This window comes from Limnohabitans sp. YIMB22184 (assembly GCF_048020265.1).
Classification (GTDB): Bacteria; Pseudomonadota; Gammaproteobacteria; order Burkholderiales; family Burkholderiaceae_C; genus Limnohabitans_A.
On the sequence record NZ_CP171843.1, the window covers coordinates 1,461,229 to 1,482,400 of the forward strand.

At 60.0% G+C, this 21,172-nt stretch carries 18 protein-coding genes; 2 read left to right on the plus strand and 16 right to left on the minus strand.

The genetic code is table 11. The features are described from left to right. Window positions 1-66: 66 nt before the first annotated feature. From guaB to ACHEXL_RS06925, 4 genes are all read right to left on the minus strand, one after another. Complete coding sequence (gene guaB, locus ACHEXL_RS06910) at window positions 67-1,536, minus strand: IMP dehydrogenase (protein WP_416561230.1); 1,470 nt, start codon at window positions 1,534-1,536, stop codon at window positions 67-69. Between the two features lie 97 nt (window positions 1,537-1,633). Beyond that, window positions 1,634-2,542 carry a class I SAM-dependent methyltransferase gene (locus tag ACHEXL_RS06915; protein WP_416561231.1) on the minus strand — a complete coding sequence of 303 codons (909 nt, stop codon included), beginning with the start codon at window positions 2,540-2,542 and terminating at the stop codon, window positions 1,634-1,636. A 6-nt stretch (window positions 2,543-2,548) separates the two neighbouring features. Then, on the minus strand, window positions 2,549-2,905 hold the full coding sequence (locus ACHEXL_RS06920; RefSeq protein WP_416561232.1) for an RnfH family protein: 357 nt from the start codon (window positions 2,903-2,905) through the stop codon (window positions 2,549-2,551). A gap of 4 nt (window positions 2,906-2,909) precedes the next feature. Continuing rightward, on the minus strand, window positions 2,910-3,350 hold the full coding sequence (locus ACHEXL_RS06925) for a type II toxin-antitoxin system RatA family toxin (RefSeq protein ID WP_108426419.1): 441 nt from the start codon (window positions 3,348-3,350) through the stop codon (window positions 2,910-2,912). A gap of 94 nt (window positions 3,351-3,444) precedes the next feature. Here ACHEXL_RS06925 and smpB point away from each other — a divergent pair, with 94 nt between their 5' ends. After that, window positions 3,445-3,939, plus strand: a complete 495-nt coding sequence (smpB, locus tag ACHEXL_RS06930) for an SsrA-binding protein SmpB (protein WP_416561233.1) — start codon at window positions 3,445-3,447, stop codon at window positions 3,937-3,939. Between the two features lie 18 nt (window positions 3,940-3,957). On the opposite strand, the gene ACHEXL_RS06935 is transcribed toward smpB, so the two are convergent. The 12 genes from ACHEXL_RS06935 to ACHEXL_RS06990 form a co-directional block, all read right to left on the minus strand. Then, a complete protein-coding gene (locus tag ACHEXL_RS06935; RefSeq protein WP_416561234.1) occupies window positions 3,958-5,040 on the minus strand; it encodes an enoyl-CoA hydratase/isomerase family protein in 1,083 nt (360 codons plus the stop codon). Further along, on the minus strand, window positions 5,033-5,917 hold the full coding sequence (locus tag ACHEXL_RS06940) for a DMT family transporter (protein ID WP_416561235.1): 885 nt from the start codon (window positions 5,915-5,917) through the stop codon (window positions 5,033-5,035). The genes ACHEXL_RS06935 and ACHEXL_RS06940 overlap by 8 nt, the downstream gene beginning before the upstream one ends. A 14-nt stretch (window positions 5,918-5,931) precedes the next feature. Next, complete coding sequence (typA, locus tag ACHEXL_RS06945; RefSeq protein WP_416561236.1) at window positions 5,932-7,749, minus strand: translational GTPase TypA; 1,818 nt, start codon at window positions 7,747-7,749, stop codon at window positions 5,932-5,934. Between the two features lie 13 nt (window positions 7,750-7,762). Further along, window positions 7,763-8,743 carry a tRNA pseudouridine(55) synthase TruB gene (gene truB / locus ACHEXL_RS06950; protein ID WP_416561237.1) on the minus strand — a complete coding sequence of 327 codons (981 nt, stop codon included), beginning with the start codon at window positions 8,741-8,743 and terminating at the stop codon, window positions 7,763-7,765. A gap of 2 nt (window positions 8,744-8,745) precedes the next feature. After that, a complete protein-coding gene (rbfA, locus tag ACHEXL_RS06955; RefSeq protein ID WP_108426425.1) occupies window positions 8,746-9,120 on the minus strand; it encodes a 30S ribosome-binding factor RbfA in 375 nt (124 codons plus the stop codon). Continuing rightward, entirely contained in the window at window positions 9,121-12,069 is a 2,949-nt protein-coding gene (gene infB, locus ACHEXL_RS06960; RefSeq protein ID WP_416561238.1) for a translation initiation factor IF-2, read from the minus strand. 26 nt (window positions 12,070-12,095) lie between these two features. After that, window positions 12,096-13,580 carry a transcription termination factor NusA gene (gene nusA, locus ACHEXL_RS06965; protein WP_416561239.1) on the minus strand — a complete coding sequence of 495 codons (1,485 nt, stop codon included), beginning with the start codon at window positions 13,578-13,580 and terminating at the stop codon, window positions 12,096-12,098. Window positions 13,581-13,649: 69 nt separating this feature from the next. Continuing rightward, complete coding sequence (rimP, locus tag ACHEXL_RS06970; protein WP_416561240.1) at window positions 13,650-14,213, minus strand: ribosome maturation factor RimP; 564 nt, start codon at window positions 14,211-14,213, stop codon at window positions 13,650-13,652. 155 nt (window positions 14,214-14,368) lie between these two features. Next, window positions 14,369-15,970 (minus strand): ABC transporter ATP-binding protein, encoded by a 1,602-nt coding sequence (locus ACHEXL_RS06975; protein WP_416561241.1) that lies wholly within the window; start codon window positions 15,968-15,970, stop codon window positions 14,369-14,371. Continuing rightward, window positions 15,967-17,022, minus strand: coding sequence for an ABC transporter permease (locus ACHEXL_RS06980; protein WP_416561242.1), 1,056 nt, complete (start codon window positions 17,020-17,022; stop codon window positions 15,967-15,969). The genes ACHEXL_RS06975 and ACHEXL_RS06980 overlap by 4 nt, the downstream gene beginning before the upstream one ends. After that, a complete protein-coding gene (locus ACHEXL_RS06985) occupies window positions 17,019-18,056 on the minus strand; it encodes a microcin C ABC transporter permease YejB (RefSeq protein ID WP_416561243.1) in 1,038 nt (345 codons plus the stop codon). Before ACHEXL_RS06985 ends, ACHEXL_RS06980 begins: the two co-directional genes overlap by 4 nt. A gap of 3 nt (window positions 18,057-18,059) precedes the next feature. Continuing rightward, window positions 18,060-19,934, minus strand: a complete 1,875-nt coding sequence (locus tag ACHEXL_RS06990) for an extracellular solute-binding protein (protein ID WP_416561244.1) — start codon at window positions 19,932-19,934, stop codon at window positions 18,060-18,062. Between the two features lie 37 nt (window positions 19,935-19,971). Between ACHEXL_RS06990 and fabI the strand changes: the two genes are divergently transcribed. Beyond that, the gene (fabI, locus tag ACHEXL_RS06995; protein ID WP_108426433.1) at window positions 19,972-20,787 is read left to right on the plus strand and encodes an enoyl-ACP reductase FabI; all 816 of its coding nucleotides are present in this window, start codon (window positions 19,972-19,974) and stop codon (window positions 20,785-20,787) included. Window positions 20,788-21,172 lie beyond the last annotated feature (385 nt).

Sequence of the window (21,172 nt, forward strand, 5' to 3'; positions counted from 1 at the left end):
AGCGTCGTTCTTTGAGAAATGAAAAGGCGTCTGGGTTGCAGACGCCTTGGAGGTCAGAGACGGATTTTAATCAGCCCGGTAGTTCGGGGCTTCCTTGGTGATCTGCACGTCGTGCACATGGCTTTCGCGGATGCCCGCGGCGGTGATCTCGACAAACTCGGCACGCTCGTGCATGTCCTTGATAGTGGCGCAACCGCAGTAGCCCATGCTGGCCCGCAAGCCGCCCGCCATCTGGTAAATGATGGCGACGACCGAGCCCTTGTAGGGCACGCGGCCTTCGATGCCTTCGGGCACCAGTTTGTCGGCGTTGGGGTTGCCGGTACTCGACTCCTGGAAATAGCGGTCGGCACTGCCTTGCTGCATGGCGCCGATCGAGCCCATGCCGCGGTAGCTCTTGTAGCTGCGGCCCTGGAACAGGATGACTTCGCCGGGCGCTTCTTCGGTGCCTGCAAACATGCCGCCCATCATCACGGTGCCTGCGCCTGCGGCAATCGCCTTGGCGATGTCGCCGCTGTAGCGGATGCCGCCGTCAGCGATCAAGGGCACGCCTGTGCCTTTGAGGGCCGTGGCCACGCTGTCCACCGCCATGATTTGCGGCACACCCACGCCCGCCACGATGCGGGTGGTGCAGATCGAGCCGGGGCCGATGCCGACCTTGACACCGTCGGCACCCGCCTCAACCAGGGCCAAAGCCGCAGCGCCTGTGGCGATGTTGCCGCCAATGACTTCGATGTGCGGGTAGTTTTGCTTGACCCAGCGCACGCGGTCGAGCACACCTTTGCTGTGACCATGCGCGGTGTCCACGACAATGGCGTCCACGCCTGCGCGCGACAGCGCTTCCACGCGCTCTTCGGTGCCCTCGCCCACGCCCACCGCCGCGCCCACGCGCAGCTTTCCTGCTCCATCGCGGGCAGCGTTGGGGAAGTTCAGCTGCTTGGTGATGTCCTTGACGGTGATCAGGCCCTTGAGTTCAAAGGCGTCGTTCACCACCAGCAGGCGTTCGAGTTTGTGTTTGTTGAGCAGCGCCTTGGCTTGCTCGGGTGTGGTGCCTTCGGGCACGGTCACCAGTCGCTCGCGCGGCGTCATGATCTCGCTGACCTTTTGGTCGTAGCGGGTTTCAAAACGCAAATCGCGGCCCGTCACGATGCCGACCACCTTGCCGCCGTCGCACACGGGAAAGCCCGAGACGCCCAATTCGTCTGACAAGGCCATGACCTGGCGCACGGTGGTGTCGGGGGTGATGACGACCGGGTCGCGCAGCACGCCGGACTCGTAGCGCTTGACCTTGGCCACTTGGGCGGCTTGCTCTTGCGCGGTGAGGTTTTTGTGCACGATGCCAATGCCGCCTTCTTGCGCGATGGCAATCGCCAAACGCGCTTCGGTCACGGTGTCCATGGCAGCAGACACCAGGGGCAGGTTCAGGCGGATGTTGCGGGTGAATTGTGTCGCGAGCGACGTGTCCTTGGGCAAGACTTGGGAGTAAGCGGGGACGAGGAGAACGTCGTCGAAAGTAAGGGCTTTACCGAGTAGGCGCATAAGCTAAGGCTCCAAAAAATGGATTGTACCCGTGCCCGCCAAGGGATTTCCCTGCCCAAAACGCAAAAAACAGGGCCTACCTGGGCCTTCTGCGCAGTCAGGCGTTTTGGTAATGCAGCACTTTGAGTGACTTTTCCGGGTCGATGTCGGCAAAAGCCGCCGGATTGGCCAAGCGCTCGACAAAACGCAGTCCGGGCGCGGCTTCGGCCACCTGGGCATGCAAAAAAGCCGTGTCCAGCTCGGGCGCGTTCAGGCACAACAGCACATGCCCTTGGGGTTCGAGCAAATCGGGCAGCCGGCGGATCAGCTTGATGTAGTCCTTGGTGGCGATGAAGCTGCCCTTTTGGTAACTGGGCGGATCGATCACGATCACGCCATAAGGCCCCATTTTGTTGATCTTGCCCCAGGTCTTGAAGATGTCGTGGCCCAAGAAACGGGCTTTTGCGGGCAGGTCGTTCAGGCGGTGGTTTTGCTGGCCCACGGCCAGGGCGCCCTGGCTCATGTCGAGGTTGACCACTTGCGCCGCCCCACCCTGCAGCGCCACAACGGAAAACGCGCAGGTGTAGGCGAACAAGTTGAGGATGTTTTCGTGCAAAGCGTGGCTTTTGAGCCATTCACGGCCGTTGGCCATGTCCAGAAACAGGCCATGGTTTTGCCCGCGCATCACATGCACCAGGTACTGGGCGCCCTGCTCGGTCACCACATGCGGCTCAGGCACGCTGCCGGCCATGAGGCGGGTTTGTGCTTCACCGGGTGCTCGGCACTGGAACACCCAATTGAGCGGCTCGCCAGGGGCCAGGGTTTCCCAGCGCTGCGCCAGGGCCTGGTGGCACAGGGCCAGCTCGTCTTCGCTCACGGGTTTGAAGCTGGTCAAAACCCACACGGGCGCGAACCAGTCCAGCGTCCAATGTTCGCAACCGGGGTACAAACCGCCACGGCCATGGAACACCCGGTGGGCATCGACGGTGATTTCCATCTGGGCGATGGCGTTCAAAAGGGCTTGCATGGTGTGTCAATACCCCGCAGCAGAGCCGCTTTTGCGCTTGGCAAACAAGCCTGTGCGGCCTTTGCCCTGGCGCTTGAAGCGCTGGCGGCGTGCGACTTTGGGGTCGACCTTGAGTGGGCGGTACAGCTCGATGCGGTCACCCTCTTGCACCACCTGCGTCCAAGGCACTTTTTTGCCCCAGATGCCGGGTTGTTGAAACTGGAGCGATGACAAGGAGGCGCTGTCGCTTGAAGGCTTGTCTTGCAGGCACTGCGCCACGCCCTGCTCCAGCACGTCCTGCACGGTGCTGCCCTCAGGCACTTGCAAACTCATCTCATGGACATGCCGTGGCGCAAGGCTCCAGCACAAGACAACACGCAGCATGGGCTCAGCCATAAACCGCTTCGGCGCGTTTCACAAACGCATCGACCAAGCTGGCCGCGATCTTGTCGAAGACTGGGCCCACGAGCGCCGCCAGGGTCTTGCTGGAAAAGCCGTATTGCAAATCCAGCTCGACTTTGCACGCGCGTTGCGTGCCGTCGCCCACGGGCGTGAAGCGCCACATGCCGCTGAGGTTGGAAAACGGGCCTTTGACCAGGCTCATGCCGACCGATCGGCCTTCTTCGTGGGTGTTGCGGGTGGTGAAGGTTTGCTGCAGGCCGCCCAGGCTGATGCCCACTTCGGCCACCATGCCTTGCGCATCGGTTTCGAGCACGCTGGCGCGGTCACACCAGGGCAAAAACTCGGGGTAACGCGCCACGTCGGTCACGAGGCGAAACATTTCTTCTGGCGAGTACCAGATCAGAACGGACTTGTGGATATTCTTCATACAATGCAGCGATTGTAGTTTTTCGACGCGCCTGCAGGCGCTTCGCCCGGCTGCACACCCTTGCGAAAGGCTGTGCCGTCCTTATCTGTTCCACATGGCCACCACCAAAAAGTCCCCCGCTGCCCCCACCTTTGCCAAGATCGCCGAGAACAAAAAAGCGTCGTTCGACTATTTTTTTGAAGAACGCTACGAGGCTGGCATGGTGTTGGAAGGCTGGGAGGTCAAGGCCATCCGTGAAGGCAAGGTCCAGCTGACCGACGGTTACGTGGTCATCCGCAACGGCGAGCTGTTCATCATTGGTTGCCTGATCAACCCACTCAAAACTGCGTCGACACACATCAACCCCGAAGCCGCACGCACGCGCAAGCTGCTGCTGAACAAGGAAGAGATCAAACGGCTGATCGGCAAGATCGAGCAAAAGGGTTACACCCTGGTGCCGATCAATTTGCACTGGAAGTCAGGCAAGGTCAAATGCGACATCGCTCTGGCCAAGGGCAAGGCTGAGCACGACAAGCGCGACACCATCAAGGACCGCGAAGGCAAGCGCGAGGTCGAACGCGCCATGAAAAGCCGCCACCGCGACCGCTGAAAGCCAAAGCTCAAGCGTTCAGCTCAAGTCCCGCAGCGGGTGGTGGTCGGAGGGCCAAGGGCTCACAAAGAAACGCGCCGCCTCAGACACATCCACCTCTTCCACACGGGCCGGTTTCCAGTTGGGGCTGTGGTCCTTGTCGACGGCCAAGGCACGGATGCCTTCCACCGTATCACTGTCCGCCACCGAGCGCAGGTGGAAACAGTGGTGCACCATGTCGCGCTCCATGCGCAGGTCATCGGCCAGGCTCATTTGGCGGGCGCGGCGGATTTGTTCGAGCACCACGTGCAGCATCAAGGGCGAGCGGTGACGCAAGGCGTGGGCCGTTTTCTGGCTCCATTCATCGGACGCTGATTCCAATCGGCTCAACATGTCTGCCACTGAGGGCAAGCCAAACACCTCGTCAATTTGCGGTTGAGGCGCGAGCTTTTCTGGCGTCAATGCACCGGCTTGGGCCAACACCCAGCGCTCCACCGACTCGGCGTTCTCAAAGGGGCTGCTGATCAAGGTTTGCCAGATCGGCTCCAGCATACCGCTGGGCAGTGCGATGTCGGCCAATTTGGCGGCCACGGCTTGCGCCCCGCTCAGCATCTGCCCTGTCAGGCCCAGGTACTCGCCAAGACGCCCCGGGCAACGGCTCAGGAAATAACCGCCACCCACATCCGGAAACAGGCCGATGTTGGTTTCGGGCATGGCCATCTTGGTGCGCTCAGTCACCACACGCACGCTGGCGCCCTGGCTGATGCCCATGCCACCGCCCATGACGATGCCGTCCATGAAGGCGATGTAGGGTTTGCTGTAGGTGTGGATCAGGTGGTTCAGGCGGTACTCTTCGGTGAAAAAGTCACCCAGCGACGCATCACCTGCGTGCGCTGCCTGATGGAAAAAACGGATATCACCGCCTGCGCAAAATGCGCCAAACGGCCCTTCCTTGCCGGTGCCGCGCACGGCCACGGCCAACACTTGGTCGTTGGTTTGCCAGTCGCGCAAAGCCCGGGTCAAGGCCCGCACCATGTCGAGCGACAAGGCGTTGAGCGCCTTGGGGCGGTTCAGAGTGATGCAGCCGATGCGGCCTTCGATTTGCGCGATGACATCAGACATTGTTTTGTCTCCAGCCTAACCATTCATTGAGAAGCAAGGCCCCCAAAACCAGGGAGCCTCCCAAAAGTACGCTCAACTGGGGGGCTTCATTGGCACCCCACCACGCCAGTGCAATACCAAAAACAATTTCGAGCAAGGCCAGCAAGGCCACCTCAGGCGCCTTGAGCACGCGGGCACACACCACCGACAAAGCGCAGGGAATGGCCAACTGGAACAACCCCAGGATGGCCAACAAACCCACATCGTGGGCCGAAGCCTGGAACGGCACGGACAAGGGCAAAGTCAATAAGGTGGACAGGATGGCCCCGAGCAAAACCGAGGGCACGAGGTCCAGGTTCTGGCCTTCGCTCTGGCTTTTCTGGACCAGCGTCCATTGCACCGAACCCGCCAGGGGCACACACAGCGCCACCAAGGAACCGATCAGAAAATTCGGATCGCCCAGGCTCAGCTGCGAACCGTACATCCAGCCGATGCCGATACCCGCCAACAAAATGGCCAGCCAAGTGCGGGCAGGCAGGCGATGTCCCAAAAACACGCGGGTGATCAAGGCGGTGAGCAAGGGACCCACGGCCATGGTGATGAGCACATTGGCCACGGCCGTCAGGGTGAGCGCCACCATGAAGGCCGTGAACATGACGCTCCAGCACAGGCCGGAGAACCAAAAATAAGGGCTGCGCCATGGCAGCCGCGACCAGACGCTTTTGCCCTGCCACAAAGGCAAGATGACCAGCAAGGACAGCACGGTGAAAAAGCTGCGCCAGAAGGTGACTTCGAAGCTGCGGGCTTGTTCCAGGTGCCGCGTGACCACCCCGGCCATGGACCAGAGGGCGGTCACGCCCACCATGGTCCAGACGGCCATGCCGTGGGTCATGCGCATGATGGCTCAGCCGATCACTTGTTGCGCTTGCGGTCGCTTTCCTTCAGGAAGCGCTTCCGCAGACGCACGCTCTTGGGTGTGATTTCGACCAATTCATCGTCCTCGATGAACTCGACGCCGTACTCCAGGGTCAAGTCGATCGGCGGCGTGATCTTGATCGCGTCTTCCTTGCCGGACACACGGAAGTTGGTCAACTGCTTGGTGCGGGTGGCGTTCACCACCAGGTCGTTGTCACGGCTGTGGATACCCACAATCATGCCTTCGTACACTGGATCGTTGGCTTTGACGAACATGCGGCCACGGTCATCCAGCTTGCCCAGGGCGTAGGTGAAAATCTCACCGTCGTCCATGGAGATCAGCACACCGTTCTTGCGGCCACCGATTTCACCTTTGTGCGGCTCGTAACCGTCAAAGATGTTGGAGATCAGACCGGAGCCACGGGTCAGATTCAGGAACTCGTTCGTGAAACCGATCAGGCCACGGGCCGGGATGCGGTATTCCAGACGGACGCGACCGCGGCCATCGGGTTCCATGTTGACCAGCTCGCCTTTTCGCTCACCCAAAGCCTGCATCACGCCGCCCTGGTGAGTCTCTTCGATGTCGGCGGTGACCAGCTCGATGGGCTCATGGCGCTCGCCGTTGATGTCGCGGAACAGCACGCGGGGCTTGGAGACAGCCAGCTCATAGCCTTCACGGCGCATGTTTTCCAGCAAGATGGTCAGGTGCAATTCACCGCGACCGGCCACTTCAAAGATACCGTCTTCGTCGGTCTCCTTCACACGCAGGGCCACGTTGTGCTGCAACTCTTTTTGCAGGCGGTCCCAGATCTGGCGGCTGGTCACGTACTTGCCTTCACGACCAGCCAATGGCGAGGTGTTCACGCAGAAGTTCATGGTCAACGTGGGCTCGTCCACCTTGAGCATGGGCAGTGGTGTGGGCTTGAGGGGGTCAGTCACCGTGACGCCGATGTTCAAGTCGGCAATGCCGTTGATCAAGACGATATCGCCGGGACCTGCTTCGGTCACCTGCACGCGGTCCAGGCCCTGGAAAGTCAGCACCTGGTTCACACGGCCCTTGATGGTCGAGCCGTCCGGGCCTTCCATGACCACCACGTCCATGTTGGGCTTGATGGTGCCCTGGCTGATGCGGCCTACACCGATGCGGCCCACAAAGGTCGAGAAGTCGAGCGCAGAAATTTGCAATTGCAGTGGCGCTGCCGGGTCGCCCGAGTTGGGCTTGACGTGCTTGAGCACGGTGTTGAACAGGGCCGACATGTCGGGGCCCCACTGCTCGCCAGGTTCACCTTCTTCCAGCGAAGTCCAGCCGTTGATGCCGGAGGCGTACACGACGGGAAAGTCCAGCTGCTCGTCGTTGGCGCCCAGCTTGTCGAACAGATCAAAAGCAGCGTTCACGACTTTGTCAGGATTGGCACCGGGCTTGTCCACCTTGTTCACCACGACGATGGGCTTGAGGCCCAAGGCCAAGGCCTTTTTGGTCACGAAGCGGGTCTGGGGCATGGGGCCTTCTTGCGCGTCGATCAACAGCACCACGCCGTCGACCATGGACAAGGCGCGCTCCACTTCGCCGCCGAAGTCCGCGTGGCCGGGGGTGTCGACGATGTTGATGTGGGTGCCTTCCCAGCTCACGGCACAGTTTTTGGCCAGGATGGTGATGCCGCGCTCACGTTCGATGGCATTGTTGTCCATCACGGTATCCACGATTTTTTCGTGTTCGGCGAAAGTGCCCGACTGACGCAGCAGCTGGTCCACCATGGTGGTTTTACCGTGGTCAACGTGCGCGATGATGGCGATGTTGCGAATTTGCTTGCTCATGCTTTCTCTTCCTTTAAACCTGCTCGGCCAGCAAAGGCGCGTTGACAGGTGATTTTTCCAAAATCTGTTGAATTTCGATCGGGCTCAACAATCGACCCGGAATCAATTCGCCGCCGTGCACATGTGCTGTTCCCAGCAATGCACGAGGATGTTCTCCATACACCACGACTTGATCACAATCATTCCAAGGGCCGCGTCGTCGCACCCCGCTCAAAAATTTCCCGGCGTTTTCACTGTCCAGGCACACCTCGGTGTAGCCCGGCAGCAGCACATCCACCGGCTGCAAAGCCGCCAGCCGTTGGTTGTCGTCCATGCCCTCAAGCGCAGACAGCGTCACGCACTGGGCTTCTTCAAAAGGCCCGGTGACCACACGGCGCAAAGCGCTCAAATGGCCACCACATCCCAGCGCTTCGGCGATGTCTTCGCCCAGGGTGCGGATGTAAGTGCCTTTGCTGCATCGCACCCGCAAGCGCAAAAATGGCGCATCGCCTTGCAGCTGCATGTCCAGCAAATCCAGGTCATGGATGACCACGTTGCGCGCTTCGCGCTCCACGGTCTCACCCTCGCGGGCATATTCGTACAGGGCTTTACCGTCTTTTTTCAAGGCACTGTGCATGGGAGGCACTTGGCTGATCGGGCCCATAAAACGGTCCAGAACTTCCACCACCATACCCGCTGAACATGACACTTCTCGGACAGCGATCACCTCGCCTTCGGTGTCTGCCGTGGTGGTTTTAATGCCCAGCCTCACCGTGGTCTCGTACGTCTTGTCAGCATCCAGATGCTGCTGGCTGAACTTGGTGGCCGCGCCAAAACACAAAGGCAACACCCCAGTGGCCAAAGGATCGAGGGTGCCAGTGTGCCCGGCTTTCTCGGCCCGCAGCAACCACTTGGCTTTTTGCAAAGCCTGATTGCTGGAAAGACCCAGCGGTTTGTCGAGCAACAGCACCCCGTGCACAGGGCGCCGTTGCACCCGTGTGCGTGGCGCGTTCATGCTCAGTCCTCCTGGGCGCGAGACGATACGGCCTTGGCGATCAGCGCATTCATGTCGGAGGCACGCTCAGTGGTGCGGTCAAACAAGAAGTGCAGAGTCGGCACGGTGTGGATGTGCAAACGCTTGAACAAACCATTGCGCAAGAAGCCCGCTGCCGCGTTCAGGCCTTCGGTGGCTTCTTCGGGATTACCCGTGAGCACACTGAAGTAGACCTTGGCGTGCGCATAGTCGGGCGTGACCTCGATCGCGTTGAGCGTGACCATGCCCACACGTGGGTCTTTCAACTCGCGTGCAATCAGCTCGGCCAGATCGCGCTGGATCTGGTCGGCCACGCGGAAACCGCGGTTGGGCACTGAGGACTGCTTTTTACGCGCCATTTACAGCGTTCTCGCGATTTCCTTGACGTCGAAGAATTCGAGTTGATCACCTTCTTTGATGTCGTTGTAGTTCTTGAGCTTGATACCGCACTCGAAGCCTTCTTTGACTTCGCGCACATCGTCTTTGAGGCGTTTGAGCGAATCGAGTTCACCGGTGTAGATGACCACGTTGTCACGCAGCAAGCGGAACTTGGCATTGCGAGTGACTTGACCCGAAGTGACCATACAACCTGCCACCGTGCCGATTTTGGACGCCACGAAGACGGTCCGGATTTCGGCCATGCCCATGATTTCTTCGCGCTGCTCGGGTGCCAACATGCCCGACATCGCGGCCTTGAGTTCATCCACAGCGTCATAAATGATGTTGTAGTAGTGAACGTCAACGCCATTGCCTTCGGCCAATTTACGGGCACCGGCATCGGCGCGCACGTTGAAACCGATCACGATGGCTTTGGAGGCGATCGCCAGGTTGATATCCGACTCGCTGATGCCACCCACGCCGGAGTAAACCAACTGGACTTTGACCTCTTCGGTCGACAGCTTGAGCAAGGAAGCGCCCAGGGCTTCTTGCGAACCCTGCACGTCGGCCTTGATGATGATCGGCAGCATCTTGACCTCGCCCGCGGACATGTCGGTGAACATGTTTTCGAGCTTGGCCGCTTGTTGCTTGGCCAGCTTGGTATTGCGGAATTTGCCTGCACGGTAGGTCGCGATTTCGCGGGCTCGGCGTTCGTCCCCCATGACCATGAACTCGTCACCGGCTTGCGGCACTTCGGTCAGACCCTGAATCTCGACCGGGATCGAAGGACCGGCCGATTTGATAGGCTGACCGTTCTCGTCGAGCATGGCGCGCACTCGGCCAAAGGTCTGGCCTGCCAACACCACATCGCCGGTGTTCAAAGTACCGGACTGCACCAGGATGGTGGCCACAGGACCGCGGCCCTTGTCCAGACGCGCCTCGATGACCAGACCCTTGGCTGCGGCTTGCACCGGGGCCTTGAGTTCCAGCACTTCGGCTTGCAAGAGCACTTGCTCCAGCAGATCGTCAATGCCCATGCCGGTCTTGGCTGATACAGAAACAAAAGGCGAATCGCCGCCGAATTCTTCGGGCACGACTTCTTCGGAAATCAGCTCGGCGCGCACGCGCTCGATGTTCGAATCGGGCTTGTCCATCTTGTTGATGGCCACCACGATGGGCACGCCCGCTGCCTTGGCGTGCTTGATGGCTTCCTTGGTCTGGGGCATGACGCCGTCGTCACCCGCCACCACCAGGATGACGATGTCGGTGGCTTGTGCACCACGGGCACGCATGGCCGTAAAGGCCTCGTGACCGGGGGTGTCCAGGAAAGAGATCATGCCGCGGGGCGTTTCGACGTGGTAAGCGCCAATGTGCTGCGTGATACCACCGGCTTCGCCAGAGGCCACTTTGGCCCGGCGAATGTAGTCCAGCAACGAGGTCTTGCCGTGGTCAACGTGACCCATGACCGTCACCACCGGTGCACGCGGCAGGGATTCGGCCTGCTGATCCGACACTTCGTCGTCCGTGAAGGCTTCAGGATCGTCCAACGCCGCAATCACCGCCTTGTGACCCATTTCTTCCACCACGATCATGGCGGTGTCCTGGTCCAGCGGCTGGTTCATCGTGGCCATTTGGCCGAGCTTCATCAGGTGCTTGATGACCTCGGAAGCCTTGATGGCCATTTTGTGAGCCAATTCAGCGACCGTGATCGTTTCAGGCACGTGCACTTCCAGCACACGCACTTCTGCAGGAGCTTGTTGCGTCTGGGAGTCGTCGCGGTCGCGCTCGTTGCCACGGCGACCACGCGGTCCACCACGCCAGTTGTTGCGACTCACACCACCACTGGTGTCACCCCGAGTGGGAATGGCCTTTTTCTTGGCGGGATCGCCCGCCCAGCTGGAGGACAGCTTGGCCGATTTGACTTCCTTGTTGCCACCGGGGGCAGAAGGGGCTGCAGTTTGTCCAGCAGCTGCGCGAGCGCCCGGTGCAGGGGTGCCTGCGGGTTTGTGCAAGGTGCCCTTGACAGGCGCCTTGGCTTCGACCTTGGGCTCTTCTTTCTTGGCGACCAACACCTTTTTAGGGGCGTTCATCATGGTACGAATCGCTTCGGCTTCGGCCAGCGCCTTGCGGCGTCGCGCATCCAAATCCTGGGCACGGGCTGTTTCTTCGTCGGCTTTGGCCTTCGAATCCGCGGCGGCCTTTTGAGCGGCGGCTTCGCGTGCAGCTTGTTCGGCCTTCGCTTTGGCTGCAGCGGCTTCGGCCAGTTCAGCGGCCTTGGCTGCCGCTTTGCTTTCGGCAGAAACCACAGGCACAGGTTTGGCCTGCGATGCGGCATTGATGCTGGCCGCCTCGGCGCGAGCGAGTTGCTCGCGGTCTTCACGACTCAATTGGGGCTTGGCAGCTTGGGCTGCGGCTTCGGCAAGAGCTTGGGCATCGGCACGGGCCTTGGCTTCTTGGGCCGCCAACTCCGAACGCTCCTGTTCTTCTTGCGCTTCACGCAAGCGGCGTTTTTCTGCCAGTTCTTGCTCCTGACGGCTGATCAACTCTGCCTGGCGGCGGGCTTCTTCCTCGCGACGCGCCAGATCTGCATGGTCGATGGCGGGCTCTTCTGCTTGCGCAACGGGCTCATCGTCGCGCTTGATGAGTGTGCGCTTCTTGCGCACTTCCACCTGGATCGTGCGGGCTCGGCCCGACGCATCTGCTTGCTTGATCTCGCTGGTGGACTTTTTGACCAGCGTGATTTTCTTGCGGTCACCGGTCACGGTACCGTGACTGGCTTGCAGGTAGCTCAGCAGTTTTTGCTTGTCAGCGTCGTTCAGCGTATCGCTGTCCGAGGTTTTGGCAACGCCTGCAGATCGCAATTGATCCAACAAAACATCGGCAGATTTTTTGAGTTCATTCGCGAACTCGGCAACAGTGGTACTGGACATAATTTTGTTCAAGCCTCCATCAGACTTCAGGCCTGGCCAGCGAACCAATGCTCGCGGGCTTTCATGATCAGGGCGGTCGCCTCTTCAGCTGTCTGAGCAGTGATGTCAGTCAGTTCGTCGGTGGCCAAGTCAGCCAGATCGTCACGGGTATGGATGCCCGCTTCAACCAGCTTGGAAATCAGCTCAGGCGTCAAGCCTGGCAGATCACGCAAATCTTGAGAAACGTCTTCAACGCTCTCTTCTCGCGCAATTTCGAGGGTCAGCAGTGCGTCTTTGGCACGCGTGCGCAACTCGTTGATCGTGTCTTCGTCGAAGCTTTCGATCTCTTGCATTTCCTGGATCGGCACATAGGCCACTTCTTCCAGGCTGGTGAAACCTTCACTTATCAGGATGTCGGCAATTTCTTGGTCCACGTCCAGCTTTTCCATGAACAGCTGACGGATACCCGTGGTTTCCTCGGCCTGCTTCTGGGCAGACTCGGCCGCGTCCATGATGTTGATCTTCCAGCCCGTCAGGTCAGAGGCCAGGCGTACGTTCTGACCACCACGGCCGATCGCGATCGCGAGGTTTTCTTCGTCCACCACCACATCCATGGCGTGTTTTTCTTCGTCCACCACAATCGACTGCACGTTGGCCGGAGCCAGGGCGCCAATCACGAACTGGGCAGGATCTTCGCTCCACAACACAATGTCGACACGCTCTCCAGCCAGCTCGTTGGTGACCGCGTTGACGCGGGTACCACGCACACCGACACAGGTGCCGATCGGGTCAACGCGCTTATCGTGCGAGAGCACGGCGATCTTGGCGCGTGAGCCAGGGTCACGGGCGCAGGTCTTGATTTCCAGCAGTCCTTGTTCGATCTCGGGCACTTCCTGGCGGAACAACTCGATCATGAATTCGGGGGCTGAGCGGGACAGCAAGATGGGCGCCCCCCGCAGTGTCAGATCCACTTCCATGATCATGGCGCGAACGCGGTCGCCGCTGCGCAGGTTTTCCTTGGGGATCATCTCGCTGCGACGCAGGCGGCCTTCGATGCGTCCAGCTTCACAGATGATGTCGCCCTTGTCCATGCGCTTGACGGTACCCACAAAAATTTTCTCGCCGCGCGACATGAAGTCGTTGAGCAGCATTTCGCGCTCGGCATCGCGGATTTTTTGCAAGATGACCTGCTTGGCCGCCATGGCGCCAATGCGTCCAATCGGCAAGGACTCGATCGGCTCTTCGATGTACTCATCGACCTCGATGTCAGGAATCTGCTCTTTGGCTTCAAACAGCAAAATTTCCTGCTCGGGCAGTTGCAGGCCGGCTTCATCGGGCACCACGTGCCAGCGGCGGAAAGTTTCGTAATGGCCGTTGTCACGGTCTACCGACACGCGAATGTCCACTTCACCGGCATACAGTTTTTTGGTGGCTTGGGCCAAGGCGGCTTCGACGGCACCAAACACCACGTCGCGTTCAACGTTCTTTTCACGTGAGATGGCTTCGACCAACATCAACATTTCGCGATTCATGAATGACTCTCCTGTTCCACTGGGTCTGCGGTTCAAACCCGATATAAATGCTCAAAGCCCGACACCCGGTCAGGCTTCAACCTTGGGCTTGCGCCCTTTGAAATCCACCACGGGGGCCAAACGGGCCTCGCGCAATTCGTCCAATGTGAACCCCAATGCATGCAAGGGCGCGGGGGCTCTTTTTTTACTGATTTTCTGGCCAGGTTTGACGGCGGGTGCATCGCTCCAGACGATTTGCCAGCCTTGGCCAGTGGCGTCACGCTCAAGCGTGCCGCGAAATTTTTTACGGGTCGGATTGACCATACCGGCAGCGTTCTCGCCCATGGGGGCTTTGAGGGTGATGTCGATCAACTCACCCACGAAACGCTCAAAGTCCTGTGCATTGCGCAAGGGGCGGTCGATACCGGGGGAAGACACCTCTAACCGGTTGTAGGTCACACCATCAACTTCGAGGGCAAACTGCAGCTGCCGATTGACTTTTTCGCAGTCTTCCACGTTGATGAACAGCTCCGAGCCAGGCTGCCAGGGCCAGTCAATGGTGATGCGCAACAAACCGCCCGCAGTGCGGTCAATCTCAACCAGGTCATAGCCCAGGCCGGTCACGGTTTCTTGAACAATTTGCTGCAATGCCACAGAGCTTCGAAATGCCAACGTTAAAAAAGAAAGACCCAAAAAAAACGGGCGGTGAAAACCCGCCCGTTTGGTCGTGAAGCCAGTATTCTAGCTGAAAAACGCGCTAAGTGTGTGATTTTTAAGGAAAACGAAGCCTCAAATGGCCGTGAGCCGGCTCACACATCAGGAAAGGCTGCCAACAAACTGCGGGTGTAGCTGTGCCCGGGCCGCTGCAACACCTGCTCGGCAGGCCCTGCCTCCACCATCTGTCCTGCTTGCAACACCAACACCTGATGGGCCATGGCCCGCAAGACATCGATGTCATGGGTAATTAATAAAAAGGCCATATTTCTCTTTTTTTGTAATGCCTGAAGTAACTGCAAGATCTGCTTTTGCACGGTGACGTCGAGCGCACTGGTGGGTTCGTCCAGCACCAGCAACTCGGGCTCCACCACCAGTGCACGGGCCAGGGCGATGCGCTGCCTCTGTCCTCCTGAAAAGGCATGGGGGTAACGGTTGAGCAAGTCCGGGAACTCAGCCGTCGTTAAACCCACTTCCGCCAAGGTGACCACCACCCGCGTCTCGATATCGGACCCGGTCAACTGCGGTTGATGCAATAGCAAACCTTCCGAGACGATTTCGCCCACCGTCATACGGGGCGACAAACTGCCGTAGGGGTCCTGAAAAACGACCTGCACCCTCTGGCGCAAGGCCTTGTCGCGACCGGGAACACCTTGCCAGGTCTGTCCACCGAAGGACAGTTCGCCGCCAAACGGGATCAAGCCCAACACCGCCTGCGCCAGACTGGATTTGCCAGAACCGGATTCCCCCATCACGCCCAGCGTGGTGCCTGGCGTTAGGCTGAAGTCGACCCCATGCAAGGCCGTGAAATGCTGTTTGCGGAACCAGCCGCGAAAACCGGGCACGTTCATCGGGTAACGCACTTGCAGGCCCTTGGCCTGCACCAAGGGTGCCCCGGCTGGGTAGGTCGTCACCAAGCCATCCCGGGAGGGCCGACTGTCCAGCAACTTTTGGGTATAGGGATGCTGGGGGCGCGAGAACACATCGGCCAAATCGCCCTGTTCCACCAGATGGCCTTTTTCCATCACCGCCACCCGGTGGGCGAAGTGGCGCACCAAGGCCAAATCGTGGGTGATCAGTAAAACGGCCATGCCGGTTTTTTGCTGCAGATCGGACAGCAGCTGCAACATCTGCAGGCGCAAGCTGGCGTCCAGCGCGGTTGTAGGTTCGTCAGCCAGCAGCAGCTTGGGCTCGGACGCCAGCGCCATGGCCATCATGGCGCGTTGGCGCTGGCCACCCGACAACTGGTGCGGGTAGGTGCCAAAACGCCGCTCGGGGTCATCGATGCCGGTTTCAGCCAGCAAATGCACGGCACGCGCGTCGGCGTCGCGCCGGGACAACAGCTTTTTGAGTTGCAGCACTTCCGAGATTTGCTGGCCCACGGTCATCAAAGGGTTCAGCGCTGTCATCGGCTCCTGAAAAATCATGGCGATCTCGTCACCGCGGATGCGTTGCATCTCGGCAGGCGTTTGCTGCAACAGGTCCTTCCCTTGCCACAGCACCTGACCAGACAGCTCGGCCGATTCGAGCAAGCGCAGCACCGACAGCGCGGTGACCGATTTGCCCGAACCCGACTCGCCCACCAAGGCCACGCGCTCACCCGCTTGTAGGCTCAGGTTCACGCCGTGCACCACGGCCTGCCCGCCAAAGGCAATGCGCAGGTCTTTCAGTTCCAACAAAGCTTGCGGTGCGTTCATGCCTGAGCCTTTCGCGGGTCCAGCGCGTCGCGCAAGGCGTCGCCCATGAAGGTCAGCAGCAGCAAGGTCACCACCAAGACCACAAAGGTGGAGATCGAAATCCACCAAGCGTCGATGTTATTTTTGCCCTGGGCCAACAACTCACCCAAGGAGGGAGTGCCCGGCGGCACGCCCAGGCCCAGAAAGTCCAGCGAGGTCAGGGCCAGAATGGCCCCGCTCATGCGAAACGGCAAGAAGGTCACCACAGGCGTCATGCTGTTGGGCAACACATGTCGCCACATGATTTGCCAATGCCCCAAGCCCAAAGCCCGCGCCGACTTGACGTAGTCCAGCTGGCGGTTGCGCAAAAACTCGGCCCGAACATAGTCGGACAGACCCATCCAGCCGAACAGGCCCAGCAGCAAGAGCAACAAGCCCACGCTCGGCTCGAACACGGCCGAGAAAATGATCAGCAAATACAGCTCGGGCATGGCGCTCCAGATTTCGATGAAGCGCTGAAACACCAGGTCGGTTTTGCCCACAAAAAATCCTTGTACGGCCCCGGTCAGCACGCCCAGGAAAACACCAAACAAGGTCAAGGCCAGCGCAAACAACACCGACACCCGAAAGCCATACAGCAAACGCGCCAGCACATCGCGCCCCCGGTCGTCGGTGCCCAACCAATTGCGGGCGGTGGGCGGTGCCGGGTTGGGCAAGGGGGCAAAGTAGTCAAGCGTGCTGTGGTGGTAAGGGTTGGGGGCCTGCAGCGCCCAGTTGCTGCCTTTGTGCAGCTGCTGCTGAATGAAGGGGTCCAGGTAGTCGGCGGGCGTCTCGAAATCACCGCCAAAAACTTTTTCGGGCAAGGTCTGCACCACCGGGAAGTACCACTGCCCCTCAAAGCGCACGACCAGCGGCTTGTCGTTGGACAACAACTCGGCCCCCAGGCTCATCACGAACAGGGTCACGAAAATGATCAGGCTGGCGAAACCCAAACGGTTGCGCTGGAAACGCTGCCAGGCCCGGGCTGAGGGAGACGTTTGGTGCGGCAAAGCGGTGGTGGTGGCAGCGGTCATTTGTCAAACTTCACGCGAGGATCCACCCAGAGGTAGCACAGGTCACTGATCAGCTTGGTGACCAGCCCGATCAGGGTGAACAGGTACAAGGTGCCCAGCACCACCGGGTAGTCGCGCCGGATCACGGCCTCGTAACTCAGCAAGCCCAAGCCATCGAGCGAGAACAGGGTTTCAATCAACAGAGAGCCGGTGAAAAATGCCCCAATGAAGGCCGCAGGAAAACCCGTGACCAGCGGGATCAGCGCGTTGCGCATGACATGGCGGTACAGCACCCGGTTTTCGCTCAGGCCTTTGGCGCGGGCCGTCAGCACATACTGCTTGCGGATTTCTTCCAGAAACGCGTTCTTGGTCAGCATGGTGATGACGGCAAACGAGCCCAGCACACTGGCCGTGACCGGCAAGGCGATGTGCCACAAATAGTCGACCACCTTGGCTCCCCAGCTCAGCTGCTCCCAGTTGGACGAGGTCAGGCCGCGCAGCGGGAACCACTGCAGCTGCCCGCCAAAGATCACCAACAAAGCCACGCCCAGCACAAAACCCGGAATGGCATAGCCCACCAGCACCAGCAAACTGGTGATCGTGTCAAAACGCGTGCCGGCACGCACCGCCTTGGCGATGCCCAGCGGCACCGAGACCAAGTAGCTCAGGAAAAAGGTCCACAAGCCCAGGCTGATGGACACGGGCAGCTTCTCCTTGATCAGGCTCCAGACGTCTTTGGGGTAGAAGAAACTCTTGCCCAGATCGAACTGAGCAAACTGCTGGAGCATCATCCAAAAACGCTCGGCAGGCGGCTTGTCAAAGCCGTAGAGCGTTTTGATTTCGGCAATACGGGCAGCATCCACACCCTGCCTGCCCCGGTAGCCGCTGCCCGCAGCAGCAGCACCCTCCCCGCCCGTGTCGCGTCCTTGCAGCTGGGCCACCATTTGCTCGACCGGACCACCTGGGACAAACTGGATCACCACAAAAGTCATCAACAACACCCCGAACAAGGTCGGGACCATCAAGAGCAAGCGCTTGAAAATGTAGGCCAGCATGGCTCAGCGACCCTTTCCCGGTGCGTTGGACGCAGCAGCGGCTTGGGGAGACCACCACACGGTGGTCACCAGCGCTTCTGGCTGGTAGTAGCGTGGCAACTGGACGGGACGCTCAAAGGCCGACGCCCGCCAGGACACCCGGTGTACCGCGCCATACCAGTGCGGCACCACGTAATGGCCATGGCGCAGCACTCGGTCCAGCACACGCAAGCTGGTCACCAGCTGCGGCCGGGTGGTGGCACTCACCACCTTGTCCAGCAGTGCGTCTACGGCCGGGTCTTTCAAACCGATCACATTGCCCGAGCCCTCCACGTCGGCCGATCGGCTGCCATAGCGCTCCAGCAACTCGGTGCCGGGCGCTTCGCTGCCAACGGTGCGGTTGCTGATGATGTCAAAGTCGAACACGTCCATGCGTTTTTGCAGCAAAGCAAAGTCGATCACCTTGTAACGGACCTGGATGCCGAGTTTTTCCAGGTTCTTAGCAAAGGGCGTGACCACGCGCCCCATCGAGCCCGAGCTGTCGAGAAACTCGATGCTCAAGGCTTGCCCTTTGGCATTGCGCAAAGCGCCATCGCGGTAGGTCCATCCGGCGGCTTGCAGCAGATCACGCGCCTGGCGCAAGTGGTCGCGCAGGGTGTGGCCCGAGGCGGGGTCGAGCGCAGTTTGGGGCGGTTGGGGCACATCCTGCTCAAACACAGCAACGGGCAGCTGACTCCGCAAGGGTTCGAGCAAGACCAACTCATCGGGGCCGGGTCGGCCTTTGGCTTCAAAATCACTGGCCACGAAATAGCCACGCACGCGGGTGTAGGCGTTGTAGAACAGCTGTCGGTTCAGCCACTCAAAATCCATGGCCAGTGCAATGGCCTGGCGCACCCGCACATCCTTGAACTGGTCGCGCCGAAGGTTGAACAAAAAGCCCTGAAAGTCGCCCGCATTGCCGTGCGGCAACTCGGCTTTGATCAGCTCGCCGCGCTCGAAGGCCCGGCCCGTGTAGGCCCGGGCCCACTCGCGGGCGATGAAGGACTGCATGTAATCGAACTCGCCCGCCTTGAAGGCTTCGAGCTGAGCGGTGCTGTCCTTGTAGATCTTGTAGGTGATGCGGTCAAAATTGAACAAGCCTTTGCGCACGTTCAGGTCTTTGGCCCAATAAGCCGGGTCGCGCTCGTAGGTGATGTCCTTGCCAAACTGCACCCGGCCAATGCGGTAAGGCCCCGAGGCGATGGGCATGTCCATGACCATCTGATCGAACGATTTGTGGCTGTTGCCCTCCAGCCCCCATTTGTGGCTGAAAACCGGCAAGCTGCCCACGATCAGAGGCAGCTCGCTGTTTGGCCGCACAAAATCAAAACGGATGCTGCGCTCGCCCAGAACCGTGGCACCTTTGACCTCACCAAAATAAGTGCGGTACTGGGGTGCGGCCTGCTTGCTGGTCAGGCGTTGAAACGAATGGCGAACATCGGCGGCCAACACCGGGTCGCCATTGTGAAAACGCGCTTGCGGATGGATCTGGAAGACCACCGACATCCGGTCGCTGGCCACCACCACATCCGAGGCCAGCAAGCCGTAAGCCGTGGTCGGCTCGTCCATATTGCCCACCAACAAAGTGTCGAACATCATGGCCAGCATGGCCGGGGGCGCACTGCCCTTGAGCGTGAACGGGTTGTATTTGTCAAAGTTGGACTGGCGGGTGGGCGGCACCAGCACAATCTCGCCCCCCTTGGGCGCGGCCGGGTTCACATAAGAGAAATGGGCAAAGCCAGCCGGATAGCGGATGTCACCAAACTGTGCATAAGCGTGGGCCGCCCAGGCGGAGCACGACATGCAGAGCCCAAGCGCCAAGCAGCAGTGGGTCCAGAAAAAGGCCATGGGTCTTCGCATGCGACAATTCTGCCCACATTTTTCAGGAGTTGAAGACATGACTACAAAAACAGGATTTCTGTCGGGCAAAAAGCTGCTGATCACAGGTGTGCTGTCCAACCGCTCGATCGCTTATGGCATCGCCAAGGCCTGCCACGCGCAAGGCGCCGAGCTGGCTTTCAGCTACGTGGGTGAGCGCTTCAAGGACCGCATCACCGAATTCGCCGCCGATTTTGACTCCAAGCTGATTTTCGATTGCGACGTGGGCAGCGACGAGCAGATTGAAAAGCTGTTCACCGATCTGTCGGCCACCTGGCCCAAGTTCGATGGTTTTGTGCACGCCATCGGCTACGCGCCGCGCGAAGCGATTGCCGGCGACTTTCTGGACGGTCTGTCGCGTGAGGGCTTCAAGATCGCCCACGACATCAGCGCCTACAGCTTTCCCGCCATGGCCAAAGCGGCCCTACCCTACCTGAACGACAAGGCGTCGGTGCTGACCCTGACGTATCTGGGCGCGATTCGCACAGTGCCCAACTACAACACCATGGGCCTGGCCAAGGCGAGTCTGGAGGCGTCGGTGCGTTACCTGGCCGAGTCCCTGGGCAGCCAGAACCGGGGGCTGCGGGCCAACGGCATTTCGGCCGGCCCCATCAAGACGCTGGCGGCAAGTGGCATCAAGGGTTTTGGCAAGATTTTGTCGGTGGTGGCCGAAGCCTCACCGATTCGCCGCAATGTGACCATTGAGGACGTGGGCAATGTGGCGGCGTTCATGCTGAGCGACTTGGCCGCTGGCGTGACGGCCGAGATCACGTATGTGGATGGTGGTTTCAGCCAGGTGGTGGGTGGCATTGCGGAGCCAGCGGCTGCGGCTTGATCCATTGTCCATGCCTCCGAAGATGGGTTTCAGCTTTTGCAAAGACCGCCTGAGGATAGGCGGGCGCTGCCCGGGCTCATAACTCGCTTCGCTCGCCAAATCGCCCGGTTCAGCGCCCACCTCAGGCTCAGTGGGTATTCTTGTGGCCATGGGCCAGCTGAAGGTTGCAGGACTGCACGGGCCTCGGTCTTGATCAACCAAGAGTGCTTGGCCATTGGCCATCTAGAGTGAGATCGAACAAACATCTTCTTTAATTGAAAAAGCGGCGAAAGCCGCTTTTTTCAATTCTCCCCCACAGATGAGTTGGGGCCCTGTGCGGGGGCGATGTGGCAAAGCGAAGCGCCTCTGAGCCCCCGCACAGGGCCCCGACTCACCTGCCCCCACC

What these genes read in the sequence shown, in the direction of transcription:
- ACHEXL_RS06990 (WP_416561244.1), bottom strand. Translation starts at nt 19,934, where the DNA reads ATGCGAAGACCCATGGCCTTTTTCTGGACCCACTGCTGCTTGGCGCTT.
- ACHEXL_RS06920 (WP_416561232.1), bottom strand. Translation starts at nt 2,905, where the DNA reads ATGCTGCGTGTTGTCTTGTGCTGGAGCCTTGCGCCACGGCATGTCCAT.
- guaB (WP_416561230.1), bottom strand. Translation starts at nt 1,536, where the DNA reads ATGCGCCTACTCGGTAAAGCCCTTACTTTCGACGACGTTCTCCTCGTC.
- rbfA (WP_108426425.1), bottom strand. Translation starts at nt 9,120, where the DNA reads ATGGCGCGTAAAAAGCAGTCCTCAGTGCCCAACCGCGGTTTCCGCGTG.
- fabI (WP_108426433.1), top strand. Translation starts at nt 19,972, where the DNA reads ATGACTACAAAAACAGGATTTCTGTCGGGCAAAAAGCTGCTGATCACA.
- ACHEXL_RS06925 (WP_108426419.1), bottom strand. Translation starts at nt 3,350, where the DNA reads ATGAAGAATATCCACAAGTCCGTTCTGATCTGGTACTCGCCAGAAGAA.
- truB (WP_416561237.1), bottom strand. Translation starts at nt 8,743, where the DNA reads ATGAACGCGCCACGCACACGGGTGCAACGGCGCCCTGTGCACGGGGTG.
- ACHEXL_RS06915 (WP_416561231.1), bottom strand. Translation starts at nt 2,542, where the DNA reads ATGCAAGCCCTTTTGAACGCCATCGCCCAGATGGAAATCACCGTCGAT.
- ACHEXL_RS06975 (WP_416561241.1), bottom strand. Translation starts at nt 15,970, where the DNA reads ATGAACGCACCGCAAGCTTTGTTGGAACTGAAAGACCTGCGCATTGCC.
- smpB (WP_416561233.1), top strand. Translation starts at nt 3,445, where the DNA reads ATGGCCACCACCAAAAAGTCCCCCGCTGCCCCCACCTTTGCCAAGATC.
- ACHEXL_RS06940 (WP_416561235.1), bottom strand. Translation starts at nt 5,917, where the DNA reads ATGCGCATGACCCACGGCATGGCCGTCTGGACCATGGTGGGCGTGACC.
- ACHEXL_RS06980 (WP_416561242.1), bottom strand. Translation starts at nt 17,022, where the DNA reads ATGACCGCTGCCACCACCACCGCTTTGCCGCACCAAACGTCTCCCTCA.
- typA (WP_416561236.1), bottom strand. Translation starts at nt 7,749, where the DNA reads ATGAGCAAGCAAATTCGCAACATCGCCATCATCGCGCACGTTGACCAC.
- ACHEXL_RS06985 (WP_416561243.1), bottom strand. Translation starts at nt 18,056, where the DNA reads ATGCTGGCCTACATTTTCAAGCGCTTGCTCTTGATGGTCCCGACCTTG.
- ACHEXL_RS06935 (WP_416561234.1), bottom strand. Translation starts at nt 5,040, where the DNA reads ATGTCTGATGTCATCGCGCAAATCGAAGGCCGCATCGGCTGCATCACT.
- nusA (WP_416561239.1), bottom strand. Translation starts at nt 13,580, where the DNA reads ATGAATCGCGAAATGTTGATGTTGGTCGAAGCCATCTCACGTGAAAAG.
- infB (WP_416561238.1), bottom strand. Translation starts at nt 12,069, where the DNA reads ATGTCCAGTACCACTGTTGCCGAGTTCGCGAATGAACTCAAAAAATCT.